Here is a 17,837-nt window from a genome sequence, read left to right on the forward strand (position 1 = left end):
TCCGGTGAACGGCGAACCGGTCGGCCCGCTCACACCGGGGAATCAAACCCGGTCGCCGGACGCTTGAGCTGGCGTGAAGAAGATTGGCTTCCTCTCGTTCGGCCACTGGTCGGCGAGTGCGCACTCCGAGACCCGGTCGGCCGCGGACTTCCTGCACCAGTCGATCGACCTGGCCGTCGCCGCCGAGGAGCTCGGCGTGGACGGCGCGTACTTCCGCGTGCACCACTTCGCGCGGCAGGCGGGCAGCCCGTTCCCGCTGCTCTCGGCGATCGGCGCGCGGACCTCGAAGATCGAGATCGGCACCGGCGTGATCGACATGCGCTACGAGAACCCCCTGTACATGGTTGAAAACGCGAGTACCGCCGACCTCATCTCCGGCGGCAGGCTCCAGCTCGGCATCAGCCGGGGATCCCCCGAGCAGGTGATCGACGGCTGGCGCTACTTCGGGTACAACCCCGCCGACGGCGAGACGGACGCCGACATGGCCCGGCAGCACACCGAGGTGTTCCTCAAGCTCCTCGACGGCGAGGGCTTCGCCCAGCCGAACCCGCGGCCGATGTTCGCCAACCCGCCGGGGCTGCTGCGGCTCGAGCCGCACTCCGAGGGCCTGCGCGACCGCATCTGGTGGGGTTCCGGTTCGAACGCGACGAGCGTCTGGGCCGCGAAGCTGGGCATGAACCTGCAGAGCTCGACGCTCAAGGACGACGAGACGGGCGAGCCGCTGCACGTCCAGCAGCGCAAGCAGATCGAGGCCTACCGCGAGGCGTGGACGGAAGCCGGCCACGAGCGGGAGCCGCGGGTTTCGGTCAGCCGCAGCATCTTCGCGCTGACCAACGACCTGGACCGGGCCTACTTCGGCCGCGACCGCCACTCGCGCGACCAGGTCGGCATGATCGACGAGGACACCCGGGCGATCTTCGGCCGCTCGTACGCCGCCGAGCCGGACGAACTGGTGCGGGAGCTCAAGGAGGACGAGGCCGTCCAGGCCGCGGACACCCTGCTGCTGACCATCCCGAACCAGCTCGGCGTGGAATACAACGTCCACGTGCTGGAGAGCATCCTCACCCACGTGGCCCCGGAGCTGGGCTGGCGCTGAAAGCCGTGAAGGCCACCTTGAGGAACTTCAAGTTCCTCAAGGTGGCCTTCACGAACCGGTGATCAGGCGAGGTCGAAGCGGTCGAGCTCCATGACCTTCGTCCACGCCGTGACGAAGTCGGCCACGAACTTCTCGTGGGCGTCTTCGGCGGCGTAGACCTCGGAGAGGGCCCGCAGCTGCGAGTTGGAACCGAAGACGAGGTCGACCGCGGTGGCGGTCCACTTCAGCTCGTCGGTCGCCACGTCGCGGATCTCGTAGACGTTCTCCGCGGACTCCGACGCCTTCCATCGGGTGCCCGGCGCGAGCAGGTTGGCGAAGAAGTCGTTGGTGAGCACGCCCGGCTTGTCGGTGAGCACACCGTGCGCGGCACCGCCGTGGTTGGTGCCGAGCGAGCGCAGGCCGCCGACCAGGACGGTCATCTCCGGCGCGGTCAGGTCGAGCAGGTAGGCGCGCTCGACGAGCAGCACCTCCGGCTGCAGCTTCTCGCCGGAGCGCAGGTAGTTGCGGAACCCGTCGGCGCGCGGCTCGAGCACCTTGAACGAGTCGGTGTCGGTCTGCTCCTGCGAGGCGTCGGTGCGGCCCGGGTGGAACGGCACGGTCGTCTCGACGCCGGCGTCGCGCGCAGCCTTCTCGACGGCGGCCGAGCCGGCCAGCACGATGAGGTCGGCCAGCGAGATCTTCGCGCCGCCCGCCTCGTTGAACTCGCGCTGGACGCCCTCGAGGACCTCGAGGACCTTGCCGAGCTGCTCGGGCTGGTTGACCGCCCAGTTGCGCTGCGGCTCCAGCCGGATCCGGGCGCCGTTCGCGCCACCGCGCTTGTCGGTGGAGCGGAAGCTCGCGGCCGACGCCCACGCGGTGCTGACGAGCTCCGCGGTGGTCAGGCCGGACTCCAGCACCTTCGCCTTGAGGGCCGCGATGTCGGCGTCGCCCACGAGGTCACCCTCGGCGGCGGGCACCGGGTCCTGCCACAGCTGCGGCTCGGCGACCCACGGGCCGAGGAAGCGGCTGACCGGGCCCATGTCACGGTGCAGCAGCTTGTACCAGGCCTTGGCGAAGGCCAGCGCGAACTCGTCCGGGTTCTCGAGGAAGCGGCGCGAGATCGGGCCGTAGACCGGGTCGAAGCGCAGCGACAGGTCCGTCGTGAGCATCGTCGGCTTGTGCTTCTTGTTCGGGTCGAACGGGTCCGGGATGATCTCCGGGGCGTCCTTGGCGACGTACTGCTTGCCGCCGCCGGGGCTGGTCGTGAGCTCCCACTCGAAGCCGAAGAGGATCTCGAAGAAGCGGTTGCTCCACTCGGTCGGCTTGTCGGTCCAGGTGACCTCGAGACCACTGGTGATCGCGTCGGCGCCCTTGCCGGTGCCGTGCGTGCTCAGCCAGCCGAGGCCCTGGGCCTCGATCGGGGCGCCCTCGGGCTCCGGGCCGACGTGGTCGTCGGCGGTGGACGCGCCGTGGGTCTTGCCGAAGGTGTGGCCGCCGGCGATGAGGGCGACGGTCTCCTCGTCGTTCATCGCCATCCGGGCGAAGGTCTCCCGGATGAAGTGGGCCGCCGCCTCGAAGTCCGCGCTGCCGCGGGGACCCTCGGGGTTGACGTAGATGAGGCCCATCTCGGTCGCGCCGACCTCGGGCGCCATCTCCGCCTCGCTGACGTAGCGCTCGTCGCCCAGCCAGTCGTCCTCCGGGCCCCAGATGACCTCTTCGGGCTCCCAGACGTCTTCGCGGCCGAAGCCGAAGCCGAAGGTCTTGAAGCCCATCGACTCCAGAGCGACGTTGCCGGCGAGCACGAGCAGGTCGGCCCACGAGACCTGCTGGCCGTACTTCTGCTTGACCGGCCACAGCAGGCGGCGCGCCTTGTCCAGGTTGGCGTTGTCCGGCCAGCTGTTGAGCGGGGCGAAGCGCTGGTTGCCGTCACCGGCGCCGCCGCGGCCGTCGTGGATGCGGTAGGTGCCGGCCGCGTGCCAGCTCAGGCGGATCATCAGGCCGCCGTAGTGGCCGAAGTCGGCGGGCCACCAGTCCTGCGAGGTGGTGAGCACCTCGGTGATGTCGCGCTTGAGGGCCTCGACGTCGAGCTTCGCGAACTCCTTGGCGTAGCTGAAGTTCTCGCCGAGCGGGTTGCCCTTGGCCGAGTGGGCGTGCAGCACCGACAGGTCGAGCTGGTTGGGCCACCAGTCCTTGTTCGTGCGCGGCCGGCCCCCCGTCTTCGGCGTCGGGGAGTCGATCGCCGGGTTTTCGCTCTCGCTTCCGTGCGAGGTCACCGAGTCGTGCGCGACCGGGCAACCGGCCGCCGCCTTCTGGTCCACGCCCTGCGCGCTGGACGGGGCGTTGTCCTGGGTGGAGCTCATTTACTTCCTTCCGGGAGCGGCGAATCATTTCGGGGGCGTGCGGCCGCGCACTCGGGGCAGGTGCCCCAGTAGACGACCTCCGCCTGGTCGATCACGAAACCGTGGTCGTCCGAGGCGGTCAGACAGGGGGTGTGGCCGACGGCGCAGTCGACATCGGCTATCGCCCCGCACGAGCGGCACACGACGTGGTGGTGGTTGTCACCCACCCGTGACTCGTAGCGGGCGTTCGCGCCTGCCGGCTGGATGCGCCGCACCAGCCCGGTGTCGGTGAGGGCCCGCAACACGTCGTAGATCGTCTGGTGCGACACCGTCGGGTGCTCGGCCCGTACCAGGTCGATCACCGTTTCGGTGTCGACGTGGGGATGGTCGCGCAGTGCGGACAGCACGGCCAGCCGGGGCCGCGTGACCCGCAGCGAGACCGCCCGCAACTGCGCTTCGAAGTCTGACATCACCAGGGACCCTAGGGCGTTTTCTGGAATGGGTCAAGTTATGGTTCGGGCGGCGCGTCGGGCATCCGGAGTTCACGCTGAGTCAGCGGCCTGGCTAGGCTCCCGGGCATGCCGGACACGCAGTACGAAGACCTCCTCCGCCACGTCCTCGACACGGGTGCCCGCAAGGGCGACCGTACCGGCACGGGCACGCGGTCGATCTTCGGGCACCAGCTGCGGTACCGCCTGTCCGAGGGTTTTCCGCTGATCACCACGAAGAAAGTCCACTTCCGGTCGATCGCCTACGAGCTGCTGTGGTTCCTGCGCGGCGACGCGAACGTCGGGTGGCTGCGCGAGCACGGCGTCACGATCTGGGACGAGTGGGCGGCGCCGGACGGTGACCTCGGCCCGGTGTACGGCGTGCAGTGGCGCTCGTGGCCGACCCCGGACGGTGGGCACGTCGACCAGATCGCCGAGGTACTGCACACGCTGCGGGAAAACCCCGACTCGCGGCGGATCGTCGTGTCCGCGTGGAACGTCGCCGACATCCCGCGGATGGCGCTGCCGCCGTGCCACGCGTTCTTCCAGTTCTACGTCGCCGACGGTGAGCTGTCCTGCCAGCTGTACCAGCGCAGCGCGGACCTGTTCCTCGGCGTGCCGTTCAACATCGCCGGCTACGCGCTGCTGACGCACCTGATCGCCGAGCAGGTGGGGCTCCGCGTCGGCGACTTCGTCTGGACCGGCGGGGACTGCCACGTCTACGACAACCACGTCGACCAGGTCCGGACGCAGCTCGCCCGCGAGGCGCGGCCGTTCCCCACGCTGAGCCTGAAGCCGGCGGACAGCCTGTTCGGCTACACCTACGAGCACTTCGCGCTCGACGGCTACGACCCGCACCCGGGCATCAAGGCCCCGGTGGCGGTGTGATCGGGCTCGTCTGGGCGCAGGCGGCGAACGGCGTCATCGGCCGCGACGGCGAGCTCCCGTGGCACCTGCCGGAGGATCTGCGGCACTTCAAGGAGCTGACCGCCGGTGCGGCGGTGGTGATGGGACGCCGCACGTGGGAGTCGCTGCCGCCGCGGTTCCGGCCGCTGCCGGGGCGGCGGAACCTGGTGCTTTCGCGGACTCCGCAGGAGGGGGCCGAGACGTTCCCGGACCTGGCTCCGGCGCTGGCGGCGGCGGACGACGTCTGGGTGATCGGCGGGGCGGCGGTGTACCGGGCGGCGCTGCCGTTCGCGGACCGCGTCGTCGTCACCGAGATCCGGGAGTCCTTCGAGGGGGACACGTACGCGCCGGAGGTGGGGCGTCCGGCGGACTCCGTGGGGGAGTGGCTGGAGTCGTCGGCGGGTCTGCACTACCGCTTCCTGACCTGGGGCTGAGCCGGGGCCCGCGCTCAGTCGCCGACGTGCACGTGGGCGGCCCAGCGCGCCGGCACGGCCGGATAGGCGTCCCTCATGTGGCGCAACGTTTCCGTGAGCGCGGAGGCCGCCAGCGGGGTGTCGGCGGGACGGCTCCCGTGCGCGGTCAGCGCGTCGTAGACCGCCGTGGCCGTTTCGGTGCTGTCGGCGGTGTGCCACAGCGTGCCGATGACGCCGCGGAACCCGGCGAGGTGGAACGCCGAAGCCAGGTTCAGCGGCTCGTCCAGGAGCGTCCGGTCGGGGCCGGCGGTGTCGCACGCGGACAGGAACGCCAGCTGCGCCCGCGTGGTACGCAGGTCGCGCACGAACGACGGCACGAACAGGCCGTGGGCGATCACCAGCCCACCGGTGTCGCGGTGCCGGTCGGAGCCGGCCGCCCGGCCGTGGCAGGCGAAGTGCGCGATCGCGTGCTCGTGCAGTCCCTGCTTGATCGCGTCCGCGGAGGCGTCCGCGTCGAGGAGCAGGGTGGAGCCGGGCAGCGCCGCGGCCACCGCTTCGGCCTCGGCGCGGGCGCCCGGCAGCACGGGCACGCCTTCCCGTTCGCCCACACCGACGACGAGCGCGGTGGCGCGGGCGTGGTGCGGCCGGGGCGTCGCGACGGTGTCGGCCAGCGCGGTGAGCGACGGCGTGTACGAGGAGACGACCCGGTCGAACACCGTCCGGCCGGCCTCTTCGCGGTGCCGTCCCGCGGCGTGCAGCGGCAGCCCCGCCGCGACGCCGATCGGGCACCACCACAGCCGCGTGTCCGGGATCCGGTCCAGTATCGGGCCCGCCGTGGTGTCCCAGAGCCACTCCAGCACGGCGTGCACGTCCAGCTGCGCCTGCTCGCGCCGGTCGAACGAGGACGCCGGGTCTTTCGCGGCGGCGAGCGCCGCCCGCAGCTTCCCGACCTGGGCGCGGACCGTGACCTCGCTCAGCTGCCGCAGTGACACGGGTTCGACGGGCAGTCCGCGGTCGCCGGGGACGACGAGCGCGGTACCCGTCGCGCTGACGACCACCGCGGTGTGCCCGGCCAGGCGCTCGCGCAGGTGCCCGGGATCCGGTGGCCGCAGCAGGTTTTCCAGCCCCGGCACTCCCCGTGCGGTTTCGAGCAGTTCGGCTCGCCGCGCGGCGAGCCGCCTGATCCGCTCCACGGCCTGAGGCCGCGGGTCCCAGTCCTGGGCGGAGGTCCGGTCCTGGAACTTGACCTCGATGTGGAACGTCAAGTCGGCGTACGAGTCGGCTTCGTCGAGGTCCGACTCCACCTGGCTGAGCTCGTCGGCGAGTCGCGGCCGGACTTCGCGCAGCTTCGCCCAGCCGCGCCGGATCCCCCACGCGTCGCCGAACAGCACGGCCCGGCACTGCTCGACCAGCGCCACCGCCCGGTCCAGCTCGCCCGACCGCACGCCGGCGTGCACCACCTGGTCGGCGAGCCCGTCCACGAGCCGCACGCCGTCGAGTCGTCTGGACCACGGCAGGGCCCGGCTGACCGTCGCCGGAATGGCGGCGATCACGCGTTCCTGCGCGTCGAGCCACGTCGAGGGGGCCGCCTCGGCGAGCATCGCGGCCTGCGCTTTTTCGGACAGCATCCGTTGCTGCGCGGTGGCGGCCGGGTGCGCCCCGATCGAGCGGTAGTGGGTGATGGCGAGCTCACGCAGTTCGCCGGCCCGTGGCCCGCCGAACGTGGCGAGCTCCCGAGCCGACCAGGCCAGGGCGAGCGCCCGCACCGGCCACCAATGGTGGTCCGGCGGCGTTTCGCGGACGGCCTTTTCGGCGAGCTCCAGCGCATCGTCCAGCGCGTCGAGGTGCCCGCAGTGCCGGTACCGCCGGCCCAGCAGGTCCGCGATCGTGCTCTCGATGCGCGGGTGGTCGGGGTGACCGGCCGGCAGCAACGCGAGCGCGGCCCGGTAGGCCTGTTCGGCCTCGCGGTACGGCTCCTCGTCCGTCACCTTCATGCTCGTCGCCTGGACCTGCACGGCGGCGGCGTAGTTGTAGAGCATCCCGACGCGGCGCACGTCGTCCGCGGGAATGGTGCGCACCGCCTGTGCGCCCGCTTCCACGGCCTTCGCGAACAGTTCGTGGTCCCCGTTCTCGGCCACTCGCCGTGCCGCGGTGGACAACGCCGACCAGCGCACGGGGAGATTCTCGTCGCCGGGGGGCGTCAACGAGATGGCCTCTTCCCCGAGAGCGACGGCTTCCCGCCCCGCCGCCGGGTTGGCGCCCAGCTCGTACTGCCGCTCCAGCGCGAACGCGAGGGTACTGAGCCACAGCGCTCGCTCGCCGTCGTCCTGGGCCGGCAGCCGCACCAGGGCGCGGGCCGCGTCCACGGCGATCTTCGCGTCGTCGGGGGAGCCGGTCTGGACGGCGAAGGTCGACGCGGCGTGGGCGAGCGCCCTGTGCAACCGGGCTTTGCCCGCGTCGCCGGGTGACGTGGTGAGCTGCGCTTCGGTGACCGTGTCGTAGGCGAGCCCGATCGCCGCGTGGTCGCCGCCGAGCACCCACAGGTCGCTGTGCCCGCGGTAGAGGTCCATCAGCGCGTCCAGCCTGCCCTCGTGGTCCAGCGGCAGGCCGAGCGCGAGCAGCCACGCCTGGTCCCGTCGGTCCAGCAGCACGCCCGGCCCGATGTCCTGCCGCTTCCGGGCTTCGAGCTTGTCTCGCTGCGCCCGCAGCACATCGGGATCGCGGTGGCAGGTCCGCAGGAACCGCGCGACGTCCGGCCCGATCCGGCTGCTGACCTCGTGTTCGAGCTGAGCGAGCGCGGGCAGCGCCGCCGTGTCGCCGAAGTCCCGCTCCAGCGCGCCGGCGAGGTCGCGGCACGCGACGAGCGCGCCCGCCAGGTGGATCGGCGCACCGCCGTTCGCGTAGAGGTCGGCCTCGTACTGGGCGAGTTCGACCACGACGTCGCGCCACACCGGGCTCTCCCGCAGCGCCAGCTGGGCGGCGGCCCGGTAGCCGGCGAGCACCTGACCCGGCCGCCGTCCCGCGTTCGCCTGGGCACGGGCGCGGTCGACCAGCCGGCGGGCGCGTTGCGGGTCGTCCCGGGGCGTACGGGCCACCGCCCAGTCCAGCGCGTTGACCACCCGCTCGGCGTAGCGGTTCGTGCCGTCCAGTTCGTCGAGCCGAAGCAGCAACCCGGCCTGGTCGACGGTGAGCGCGGCTTTCATCCGCTCGTCGTCCACCGATTCCATCGCCGCGGTGTAGGCGTTCACGAGGGCGACCAGCGCATCGGTGTCCTGATGGACATCGAACTCGGCCCGTGCCGCCATGAGCTCCCAGTACGGGTCGGAGGAGGTGACCCCGGCGACCGCGAGGTCGGCCCGCTCGCCGGCCAGGGACGCCCAGACTTCGCGGTCGGCCAGGCCGTCGAACCCGCTCTGTGCGCGGTACCGGTGCCAGTACGCCCGCGCGAGGTACGGCAGCAGGTTCCGCGGGCACTCCGACGGCGCCGGGAGAGCGGCGGTGAGAAGGGCACCGACGTCACCGGAGTACTCGAAGTTCTCGACCACCGATCGGACGTCGTCGTGCACGCGCGGCCCCCTGCCCTCTCCGGTTCACGGTAGCGTGTGCGGGTTCGTGGCGAAGGGGGTTCGGAGAGCGGTATGGCACCAACGACCGGTCCGCGTGTCGGCATCCTGTGCGAGCAGGCGGGGGAGGCGCTGGCGGACCGTGCCGCGCGGTACGGCGTGGCGGACGTGCTGGCCAGGGTCGTCGCGGCGGCTTCTCGCGGCGAAGTGGCCGAAGCCGACCTCGATCTGCTCGACAGCGCCTTCGCCCGGCACGGCATCGACCACCTGACGCGGGGGCACCGCAGCTTCGAACCGTGGCCGGGCGCGCGGAAACTCGTCGCCACCGGGTGGGAGTGCCCGACCGGTGCGTGCCCGCGCGTGGCGACCGGCGAGCAGCCGTCGTGCCGGCTGACCGGGCGGCCGTTCCGCGAGACCCGGGTCGAGCTGTGAACGCTTTCCTCACCGAGCTCGGCAAGAACCTGGCCGGTCGCTGGGCCGCCGCGCTCGCGGTGCCCGCCGCGGTGTTCGTGGCCGTCACGGTGGTGGCGGTCGTGCTCGGGCCCGCGCACGCGCTCGACTTCGCGTTGCTGCGTACCCGGGTGACGACGGTGTCCACGGGCCCGGCCCTGGTGTGGGCCGCGGCGGGGTTCCTCGCCGCGACCACGCTCGCCGGCCTGGCCGTGACCGCGCTGGGCGGCGTCGTGACCGCGGCGTGGGGCGCGCCGGGCACCGGCCCCGGCCGGCCGTTCACCGCGCTGCGCCGCCGACGCTGGCGCCGGGCGGCGGCCAAGGCGGACACCGCGGTCGAGGCGGTGCTGGCCGATCGCGAAAACCGCCGTGCCAAGGCCGAAGCGCGTCGATCGGTGCTGCGCCGCGACGCGATCTCCGAGATCGAGCCGGACGCGCCGACGTGGGCGGGCGACCGGTTGCGCGCGGTGGCCGTCCGCGTCCGCCGCGGCACCGGCCTCGACCTGACCACGACGTGGCCGCGGCTGTGGCTGGTACTGCCGGACGCAGTGCGGACGGAGGTGACGACGGTCCAGGACCGGTGCGCCTCGGCGGCCCGCACGCCGGTGTGGGGCCTGGCCTACCTGGCCGTCGGCGCGTACTGGTGGCCCGCGCTCGTGCCGGGGCTCGGGCTGCTGCTGGTTTCGCGGCGGCGGATCCGCCGCTCGGTCGGGGTGTACGCCGACCTCGTCGAGGCGGCGGTCGACCTGCACGGGCGCGATGTCGCCGACCGCCTGGGGTTCGAACTGGCGGGACCGTTGACGCCCGAGGTGGGGGAGCAGGTCACCGAGGCACTTCGGAAGCGAGCCTAGGACCGTTGCGGAACCGGGTGGCGACGCTATACGGTTGGCGAACTAGAACACGTTATAGTTTGTCGGGCCGGTCACCGAGGAGCGGACATGGCGAAAAGGGCGGCGCGCGGCGACGAGGCCGACTACGTCGTCGTCGGGTCGGGGAGCTCCGGGGCGGCGATCGCGGGGCGGCTCGCACAGTCCGGGGCCAGCGTGATCGTGCTGGAAGCCGGCAAGAGCGACGACCAGCTGCTGGTCAAGAAGCCCGGCCTGGTCGGGCCGATGCACGCGGTGCCGCAGCTCAAGAAACCGCTCGACTGGGGCTTCTACGGCGTGCCGCAGAAACACGTTCTCGATCGGCGGATGCCGGTGCCGCGCGGCCGGGTCGTCGGCGGCTCCAGCTCCATCAACGGCATGGTCTACGTCCGCGGCAACCGCGCCAACTTCGACTCGTGGGCCGCCGAGGGCAACACCGGCTGGGACGCCGACAGCGTGAACGCCGCCTACAAGCGGATCGAGGACTTCGAAGACGGCGAGAACGCCTTCCGCGGCGCGGGCGGGCCGATCCGGGTCACCCGCGCGAAGAACCCGCAGGAAGGCTCGCTGCAGTTCGTCGACGCCACCGCCGACGCGCTCGGCTGCAAGATCCTCGACGACTACAACGCCGAGTCCCAAGAAGGCGTCAGCCGGATGCAGCAGAACGCCGCCGACGGCCTGCGCTACAGCGCCTCGCGCGGCTACCTCCACGACCTCGCGTCCCCGACGCTGCAGCTGCAAGACCGGGTGCTGGTCGAGAAGGTGCTGATCGAAAACGGCCGCGCCGTCGGTGTCGAGGTCCTCGACGGACGCCGTCGTCGCACCATCCGCGCCGGCAAGGAGGTCATCCTCTCCGCCGGCGTCATCGGCTCGGCCCAGCTGCTCATGCTGTCCGGCATCGGCCACGCCGAGCACCTCAAGGACCACGGCATCGACGTCGTCGCCGACCTGCCCGTCGGCGACAACATGCACGACCACATGTTCCACGCCCTGACGTTCCACGTGACGACCAGCAAGAACAAGGGCACGGCGCCGTACTTCGCCCGCGGGCTGGCCAGGGAGCTGCTGCGGCCCGGCACCACGTTCCTGGCGAACTCGGTCTTCGAGGCGGTCGCGTTCCTGCGGACCTCGCAGGCCGGGAAGATTCCCGACCTGCAGCTGCACCTGCTGCCGTGGGCCTACGTTTCGCCCAACCAGGACGCGCCGATCCGGCACGACGTCGACAAGCGGCCCGCGCTCACCGTGCTGACCACCCTGATCTACCCGAAGAGCCGCGGCACGCTGCGGCTCGCCTCGGCCGATCCCGCCGCGGCCCCGCTCATCGACTTCCAGTACCTGTCCGACCCGGCCGACCTCGAGCTGCTCGGCGAGGGCTCGGAGATGGCGCGCGAGATCTTCGCGTCGAAGGCGTTCAAGGGCGCGGTCAAGGAAGAGATCCACCCGGGCGCGAAGCTGCGGGGGCAGGACCTGCGTGACGCGATCCTGAACCGCGCGACGTCGGTCTACCACGGCGTCGGCACGTGCCGGATGGGCGTCGACGAGCTCGCGGTCGTCGGCCCGGACCTGCGCGTGCGCGGCGTCGAGGGCCTGCGGGTCTGCGACGCCTCGATCATGCCGTCCATCACCGGCGGCAACACCAACGCGCCCTGCGTCATGATCGGCGAAATGGGCGCCCAGCTCGTCCTCGGGAGCAGGCCGTGACCCTCACCCCGCTCGAACTCACCCGTCCGGCGTCCGTCACCGACGCTTTCCTGGCGCAGCTGGTGTCCCGCGTGCCGGGTTCGTCCGGCGCGACCTGGAAGCTGACCGAGGTCTACACCGGAGACGTGCTCGTCGAGCTGCCGCAGTCGACGCCGGAGGACATCGAGCGGGCGTTCGCCGTCGCGCGCGAGGCCCAGCGGAAGTGGGCGGCCACGCCGGTCAAGGAACGGCTGGCGGTGTTCAAGCGGGCGCACACGCTGTTCGTCGACCGGGCGCGGACCGTCGCCGACCTCATCCAGGTGGAGAGCGGCAAGAACCGGCGGATGGCGATCGAGGAGACCTGCGACCCGCCGATGGTGATGGGCCACTACCTGAAGCGGGCGGCGAAGCTGCTGGCGCCGACGAAGCGCGGCGGCCCGGTGCCGCTGCTGACGAACTCGACCGAGGTCCGGCTGCCCAAGGGAGTCGTCGGCATCATCGCGCCGTGGAACTTCCCGTTCGCCACCGGCGTTTCCGACGCGATCCCGGCGCTGATGGCCGGCAACGCGGTCGTGCTGAAACCGGACAACAAAACGGCGCTCTCACCGCTCTACGGGGTTCGGCTGCTGGAGGAAGCGGGGCTGCCGGAAGGGTTGTTCCAGGTGGTGTGCGGCGAGGGGCCCGACGTCGGACCCACGCTGATCGACCACGCCGACTACGTGATGTTCACCGGCTCGACGGCCACCGGGCGGGTGATCGGCGAGCGGGCGGGACGCAACCTGATCGGCTGCTGCCTGGAGCTCGGCGGCAAGAACCCGATGATCGTGCTGGAGGACGCTTCGCTGGCCGAAGCCGTGCAGGGCGCGATCTTCGGTGCGTTCGGCAACACGGGCCAGATCTGCATGCACATCGAGCGGATCTACCTGCCGGAGTCCCGGTACGAGGAGTTCAAGACGGCGTTCGTGGCGGCGGCGTCGGCCCTCGACGTCCGCGCGGCCTACGACTTCGGCCCCGACATGGGCTCGCTGGTCTCGGTGGACCACATGCGCCGGGTGAAGTCCCATGTGGACGATGCGGTCGCCAAGGGTGCCACGGTGTTGTGCGGCGGCAAGCCGCGGCCCGACCTCGGCCCGGCCTTCTTCGAGCCGACGATCCTCGAGGGTGTCACGAAGGACATGGACTGCGGCGTGACGGAGACCTTCGGTCCGGTGGTGGCACTGCACAAGTACCGCACGGTCGACGAAGCGGTGGCGCTGGCCAACGACACGGACTACGGCCTGAACGCCTCGGTCTGGAGCACCGACGTCACGGCGGCCCGCGCGCTGGCGGCCCGGATCGAGTCCGGCAACGTGAACGTGAACGACATCCTCGCGACCGCGTACGCGGCGAAGGGGACGCCGTCCGGCGGGGTGAAGAACTCCGGAGTCGGTGCGCGGCACGGTGATCAGGGACTGCTCAAGTACACGGACGTGCAGAACCTGGCCGTGCTGAAGAAGCAGGTGATGGGACCGCGGCCGGGGCAGGGGTACGAGAAGTACGTCGAGAGCATGCTTTCCGGGCTGAAGCTGATGCGGAAGCTGCGGATCCGGTAACGCTCAGCCGTCCACCAGCAGCCCTCGCAACGGTCCCTGCAGCCGGCCCGCCCGCCGCGAAACCCCCGGCAGCAGCACCAGCCGGTGGGTCCGCTGCTCACCGCGGCGTTCCCGCTCGGCCTGTTCCTCGGCCAGCGGCCGCCACAGGTTGTCGACCACATCCGCCGGGTCCCGGTCTTCGAGTTCCGAGACCGGACGTCCCAGGTGCTCGGCCCACAATCGCAGCCGGGTCGCGCGGACCACGGACGGGTCGTCGGTGGCGATGTTGACCTCGGTGTCGTTGAACAGCGAATGCTCGTTCAGGTTCGCCGAGCCCACGGTCAACCACGAGTCGTCCACGATGCCGAGCTTCGCGTGGACGTACACCGGGGCCGCCGAGTCACCGTCGTGGGCGCTGATCGTCGTGGCCAGCAGCCGCTGGTTCCCGTCGTCCGCGTCGAGCAACCGGCCCAGCTGGCCGCGGGTGGTGTCGGAGCCGTTGCTCGGCTTGCGGGGCAGCAGCAGGACCACACGGAACTCGTCGGACGGCGGGTTGCGGAGCTTGTCCAGCAGCACCTCGGCGATCTCCGGCGACCACAGGAACTGGTTCTCCAGGTAGATCAGCCGCCGCGCCGAGCGCAGCGCCCGGAGGTAGCCGTCCAGGACGGTGAACTCGCCCTTCGGCAGGAAGTCGTAGGTGTCGTTCGGCACCGTCCGCAGCAGCTGGACGCGGCTGCCGCCCACCGGTTCCGGCACCGCGGACGCCGGCAGGTCCTCGCCCGCCACCTCGCTCCACCGGCGGCGGAAGTGGTCGGCGACGTCGGCGACGACCGGTCCGTCGAGCCGCGCCATCAGGTCGTGCCACCCGATCGGCCGCGGCGGGTGGTCCGGGCTGTCGTGCCGGTCGCCCTCCAGCGCGGTGAGGTCCACCCCGCCGACGAACGCGACGGCGTCATCGACGATCACCAGCTTCTCGTGGTGGCAGTGCATCGTCCGCTCGCGGGCGTCGAGCACGCAGCGCACGTCGGTGCCGTCGGTGAACTTCCGCCGCTCGGACCGTGCCAGCTTCCGCGACGGCTGGAACGCCGGAAAGGGCGGCCCGGCCCACAGCAGGACCCGGACCTGGACGCCGCGCCCGGCGGCCTCGGCGAGCAGCTGACGCAAGGTGGGGGAGCCGGGCTCGCGCGTCAGCCGGAAGTCGGCGCTCGCGTGCCAGTTGGCGATGTGCACGTGCGATTTCGCCCGCCGGATGGCGTCCGCCACGGCGGGCAGCGACTCCTCGCCGTCGATCAGCACCTCGACGCGGTTGCCGTCCCGGACGGGAGCCCGGCCGCCGAGCGGGTCGTGCGCGCCGCCAGGGTCGAGCACGGCACCCCAGCCGAGCCGGTGCAGCCGCCGCCGGTGGTGGGCGCACAGGACGCTCTCCAGCCCGTCGCCCAGCCGCTCGTCCACCTTGTCCAGGAAAGCATTCACCGTCCCATATCACTACAGATCGGCCCGGCCCGCCGCGCAGTGACGCTCCGTCAGAGGTCGAGCACCAGCCGCGGGGAGCAGGCGCGCGACACGCAGAGCATCATCACTTCGTTCTCCAGCCGCTCGGCCTCGGTCAGCACCGAGTCGCGGTGGTCCGGTTCGCCGCCGAGGACGCCGGTTTCGCAGGTGCCGCACGTGCCCTCGCGGCACGACGACAGCACCGTCACCCCGGCTTCCTCGACCACCTCGAGGATCGATCGGTCCGCGGGCACCGGCAGCACCCGGCCCGACCCGGCCAGCTCGACCTCGAACGCCGTGCGCGGACCATCATCGAGCTGAGCGGTGAAGCGCTCGACGTGCAGGTTGCCCGGTTCGAGGGCCTCCACCGCGGCCAGCAGCGGTTCCGGGCCGCAGCAGTACACCGCCGTGCCCGGATCTGCCGTGGCCAGGAGCGTCGGGAGGTCCAGCAGGCCTTGTTCGTCCTGGGGCCGGAACCTCACCCGGTCGCCGTAAGAAGCCAGGTCGGACGTGAACGCCATCGACGCGCGAGTACGGCCGCCGTACACCAGCTGCCAGTCGCGGCCCGAGCGAGCGACCCGGTCGAGCATCGGCAGGATCGGAGTGATGCCGATGCCGCCGGCGATGAACAGGTATCGCTCGGCGTCGACGAGGGCGAAGTGGTTGCGCGGGCCGTCCACCTCGACGCGGTCCCCGTCGGCCAGTGCGTCGTGGACGTACGCCGAGCCGCCGCGGCCGTCGGGCTCCCGCAGCACCGCCACCTGGTACACCGACGTGTCCCCGGGATCGCCGCACAGCGAGTACTGCCGCACCAAGCCGGGCAGCAGGAGGTCGACGTGGGCCCCCGGCTCCCACGACGGCAGCGGCTCGCCGCCGGGCGCGCGGAGGGTGAGCCGGACGACGCCGTCGGCCAGCTTTTCCTTGCGGTCCACCAAAAGATCGAGAGCCATCAGTGTCCTTCAGGGTGAGCGAGGAGCCATTCCCACAGCTCTACGGGGTCTTCGAACTCGCGCTCGGCGCCGCAGTGGCAGACCGCGCGCAGGCGGTCGGTGCCGAGCACCCAGTGGATCCGGTAGACGCGGTCCCCGGTGAGCATGGGGCGGGTCACGGCGTCACCGGCGCAGCCATCCGCTGCAGCATCCGGCGGGCCGCGAGACCGCCGGTGTCGATGTTGATCGACAGTTCCTGGTAGCCGTCCGGTTCGGTGGCGATGACCTGCTCGAGGACGTCGAGTGCTTCGACGTCCTGCAGCACCACGGTGCGGTTGTTCTCGGCGAGGAAGGCCGACACGCCCTCGTCGTCGAGCGCGAAGTCCCGGGCCACCGCCCAGAAGTCGTGTGTGGAGTGCTCGGTTTCCGGCGTGATGGCGTAGACGACCTCGACGTGGAAGGCGTCCGGGTCGCTGCCGTCCGGGTTCGGCACGGACCCGACCGGCGCGATGCGGCTGTGCAGCTTGTACAGGCACGGCGGCGTGTACTCGATGTCCTGCCAGCGCGCGATGCGGCCCTCGAGGCCGGTCGACTTGGCGTAGAAGGGCGGGCACGCCGCGTCGGCCATGTGCCGCGAGACGTAGACGACGCCGGCTTCGTCGTCGACTTCGGTCGTGATCGGCGTTTCGGCGACCTCGGGGGTGCCGATGTAGCCGCCGTGCAGGTAGGTCTCGTGGGACAGGTCCAGCAGGTTGTCCACCAGTAGCGAATACCGCGCCTTGAGCGGTTCCATCCCGCAGACCGTGGTGTAGTCCGGCGAGTCGAGCCAGGGCGCCCGCGGAATCGCCGCCGCGTCGGCCTTCGAAGGGTCGCCGATGAACACCCAGACGAAGGAGTCCTGCTCCACCAGCGGGTAGTGCGTCAGCCGCGCGGTCCGCGGCACCCGCGTCTGCCCGGGCACGGCGACGCACTTGCCGTCGACGCCGTAGGTGAAGCCGTGGTAGCCACAAATGACCTGGTCGTCGACCAGCCGGGACGGCGCCTGCGACAACGGGAACCGCCGGTGCACGCACCGGTCGGCCATCGCGGTGACGCTCCCGTCGCGGGTCCGCCAGAACAGGATCGGTTCCCCGCAGATGGTGCGGCTGAAGAGTTCCTGGCCGATCTCGGAGCCGTAGGCGGCGACGTACCACTGGTCGCGGGGGAAGGCGCTCATCGGGTCGTCCTTTCGTGGTGGGCCGGGTCACAGCCTGCGGGACCGGCCCGGGTGCCACGAAGGGCTATTTCATAAGATGGAAAGCGCGCGGGAGATCGCCCGGGCGCTGGTCATCACCAGCGGAGCGAGCGCGTGCGGCGACGCGCTGCCGTACCGCACGACGAGCGACACGGCCGCGACGACCTGGCCGCGCGAGTCGAGGATCGGCGCGCCGACCGACAACGCGTCGAGGGTCACCTGGCGCTCGCTGATCGAGAACCCGTGGGTGCGCACGTCGGCCAGCATGTGGCGCAGCCGGTCCGGATCGGTCACGGTTTCGCTGGTGTACCCCTCGATCGGGCGGCCGAGGACGTCCTCCTGCACCTCGGCGGGGGCGTGGGCGAGCAGGACGAGCCCGACGCCCGTCGCGGTCAGCGCGAACCGCCCGCCGACGCGGGTCAGCACGGGCACGGCCCCGGTGCCCGCGATCCGCTCGATGTACACCACTTCGGTGCCCTCGCGGACCGCGAGCTGGACGTTCTCCCGGGTGATCTGCGAGAGGTCCTCCAGGAACGGCAGGGCGAGCTCCCGCAGGCCCAGTCCCCGCGGCGCGAGCGACCCGAGTTCCCACAGCCGCAGCCCGACGCGGTAGATGCCCACTTCGTCCCGTTCGAGCGCGCCCCACTCGCAGAACTCCCGCAGCAGCCGGTGCGCGGTCGCGGCCGGGATCCCGGCCCGGCGCGCGACGTCGCTCAGCCGCAGCGCCGGCCGGTCCGGGGAGAACGCTTCGAGGACCCGCAGCGCGCGGCCCAGCACCGGCCCGGTGGCGCCGGGAACGCGACCTCGATGGGGCAACGGCGACCTCCGGCGG

At 71.7% G+C, this 17,837-nt stretch carries 15 protein-coding genes; 7 read left to right on the plus strand and 8 right to left on the minus strand.

The genetic code is table 11. The features are described from left to right. The first annotated feature begins 73 nt into the window (after positions 1-73). Positions 74-1,096, plus strand: coding sequence for an LLM class flavin-dependent oxidoreductase (locus A3CE_RS0147800; protein ID WP_020647238.1), 1,023 nt, complete (start codon positions 74-76; stop codon positions 1,094-1,096). Positions 1,097-1,158: 62 nt separating this feature from the next. Here A3CE_RS0147800 and katG read toward each other — a convergent pair whose 3' ends face one another. Further along, a complete protein-coding gene (katG, locus tag A3CE_RS0147805) occupies positions 1,159-3,435 on the minus strand; it encodes a catalase/peroxidase HPI (protein WP_020647239.1) in 2,277 nt (758 codons plus the stop codon). Further along, on the minus strand, positions 3,432-3,884 hold the full coding sequence (locus A3CE_RS0147810; protein WP_020647240.1) for a Fur family transcriptional regulator: 453 nt from the start codon (positions 3,882-3,884) through the stop codon (positions 3,432-3,434). The genes katG and A3CE_RS0147810 overlap by 4 nt, the downstream gene beginning before the upstream one ends. A 108-nt stretch (positions 3,885-3,992) precedes the next feature. On the opposite strand from A3CE_RS0147810, the gene A3CE_RS0147815 reads away from it, so the two are divergent. Both A3CE_RS0147815 and A3CE_RS0147820 read left to right on the plus strand, forming a co-directional pair. After that, the gene (locus A3CE_RS0147815) at positions 3,993-4,790 is read left to right on the plus strand and encodes a thymidylate synthase (protein ID WP_020647241.1); all 798 of its coding nucleotides are present in this window, start codon (positions 3,993-3,995) and stop codon (positions 4,788-4,790) included. After that, complete coding sequence (locus tag A3CE_RS0147820; RefSeq protein WP_020647242.1) at positions 4,787-5,242, plus strand: dihydrofolate reductase; 456 nt, start codon at positions 4,787-4,789, stop codon at positions 5,240-5,242. The genes A3CE_RS0147815 and A3CE_RS0147820 overlap by 4 nt, the downstream gene beginning before the upstream one ends. 14 nt (positions 5,243-5,256) lie before the next feature. On the opposite strand, the gene A3CE_RS0147825 is transcribed toward A3CE_RS0147820, so the two are convergent. Next, a complete protein-coding gene (locus A3CE_RS0147825; protein WP_020647243.1) occupies positions 5,257-8,787 on the minus strand; it encodes a CHAT domain-containing protein in 3,531 nt (1,176 codons plus the stop codon). A gap of 72 nt (positions 8,788-8,859) precedes the next feature. Here A3CE_RS0147825 and A3CE_RS0147830 point away from each other — a divergent pair, with 72 nt between their 5' ends. The 4 genes from A3CE_RS0147830 to A3CE_RS0147845 all read left to right on the plus strand — a co-directional run bounded on the left by A3CE_RS0147830 (position 8,860) and on the right by A3CE_RS0147845 (position 13,372). Then, positions 8,860-9,216, plus strand: coding sequence for a hypothetical protein (locus tag A3CE_RS0147830; RefSeq protein WP_020647244.1), 357 nt, complete (start codon positions 8,860-8,862; stop codon positions 9,214-9,216). Further along, positions 9,213-10,085: a hypothetical protein gene (locus A3CE_RS0147835; protein ID WP_020647245.1), complete on the plus strand. Its 873-nt coding sequence runs from the start codon at positions 9,213-9,215 to the stop codon at positions 10,083-10,085. Before A3CE_RS0147830 ends, A3CE_RS0147835 begins: the two co-directional genes overlap by 4 nt. A gap of 87 nt (positions 10,086-10,172) precedes the next feature. Beyond that, entirely contained in the window at positions 10,173-11,801 is a 1,629-nt protein-coding gene (locus tag A3CE_RS0147840) for a GMC family oxidoreductase (RefSeq protein WP_020647246.1), read from the plus strand. Further along, a complete protein-coding gene (locus A3CE_RS0147845; protein WP_020647247.1) occupies positions 11,798-13,372 on the plus strand; it encodes a succinic semialdehyde dehydrogenase in 1,575 nt (524 codons plus the stop codon). The genes A3CE_RS0147840 and A3CE_RS0147845 overlap by 4 nt, the downstream gene beginning before the upstream one ends. 3 nt (positions 13,373-13,375) lie before the next feature. Here A3CE_RS0147845 and A3CE_RS59500 read toward each other — a convergent pair whose 3' ends face one another. The 5 genes from A3CE_RS59500 to A3CE_RS0147870 form a co-directional block, all read right to left on the minus strand. Further along, positions 13,376-14,824 (minus strand): phospholipase D-like domain-containing protein, encoded by a 1,449-nt coding sequence (locus tag A3CE_RS59500; RefSeq protein WP_020647248.1) that lies wholly within the window; start codon positions 14,822-14,824, stop codon positions 13,376-13,378. A gap of 50 nt (positions 14,825-14,874) precedes the next feature. Beyond that, positions 14,875-15,792: a PDR/VanB family oxidoreductase gene (locus A3CE_RS0147855; RefSeq protein ID WP_020647249.1), complete on the minus strand. Its 918-nt coding sequence runs from the start codon at positions 15,790-15,792 to the stop codon at positions 14,875-14,877. Further along, entirely contained in the window at positions 15,792-15,950 is a 159-nt protein-coding gene (locus A3CE_RS53065) for a hypothetical protein (RefSeq protein WP_043791512.1), read from the minus strand. The genes A3CE_RS0147855 and A3CE_RS53065 overlap by 1 nt, the downstream gene beginning before the upstream one ends. After that, positions 15,947-16,987, minus strand: coding sequence for an aromatic ring-hydroxylating oxygenase subunit alpha (locus tag A3CE_RS0147865; RefSeq protein WP_020647251.1), 1,041 nt, complete (start codon positions 16,985-16,987; stop codon positions 15,947-15,949). Before A3CE_RS0147865 ends, A3CE_RS53065 begins: the two co-directional genes overlap by 4 nt. A 69-nt stretch (positions 16,988-17,056) precedes the next feature. After that, positions 17,057-17,821 (minus strand): IclR family transcriptional regulator, encoded by a 765-nt coding sequence (locus A3CE_RS0147870; protein ID WP_051183851.1) that lies wholly within the window; start codon positions 17,819-17,821, stop codon positions 17,057-17,059. Positions 17,822-17,837: the final 16 nt, after the last annotated feature.

Origin of the sequence: Amycolatopsis balhimycina FH 1894 (assembly GCF_000384295.1) — a bacterium.
GTDB classification, from domain to species: Bacteria; Actinomycetota; Actinomycetes; order Mycobacteriales; family Pseudonocardiaceae; genus Amycolatopsis; species Amycolatopsis balhimycina.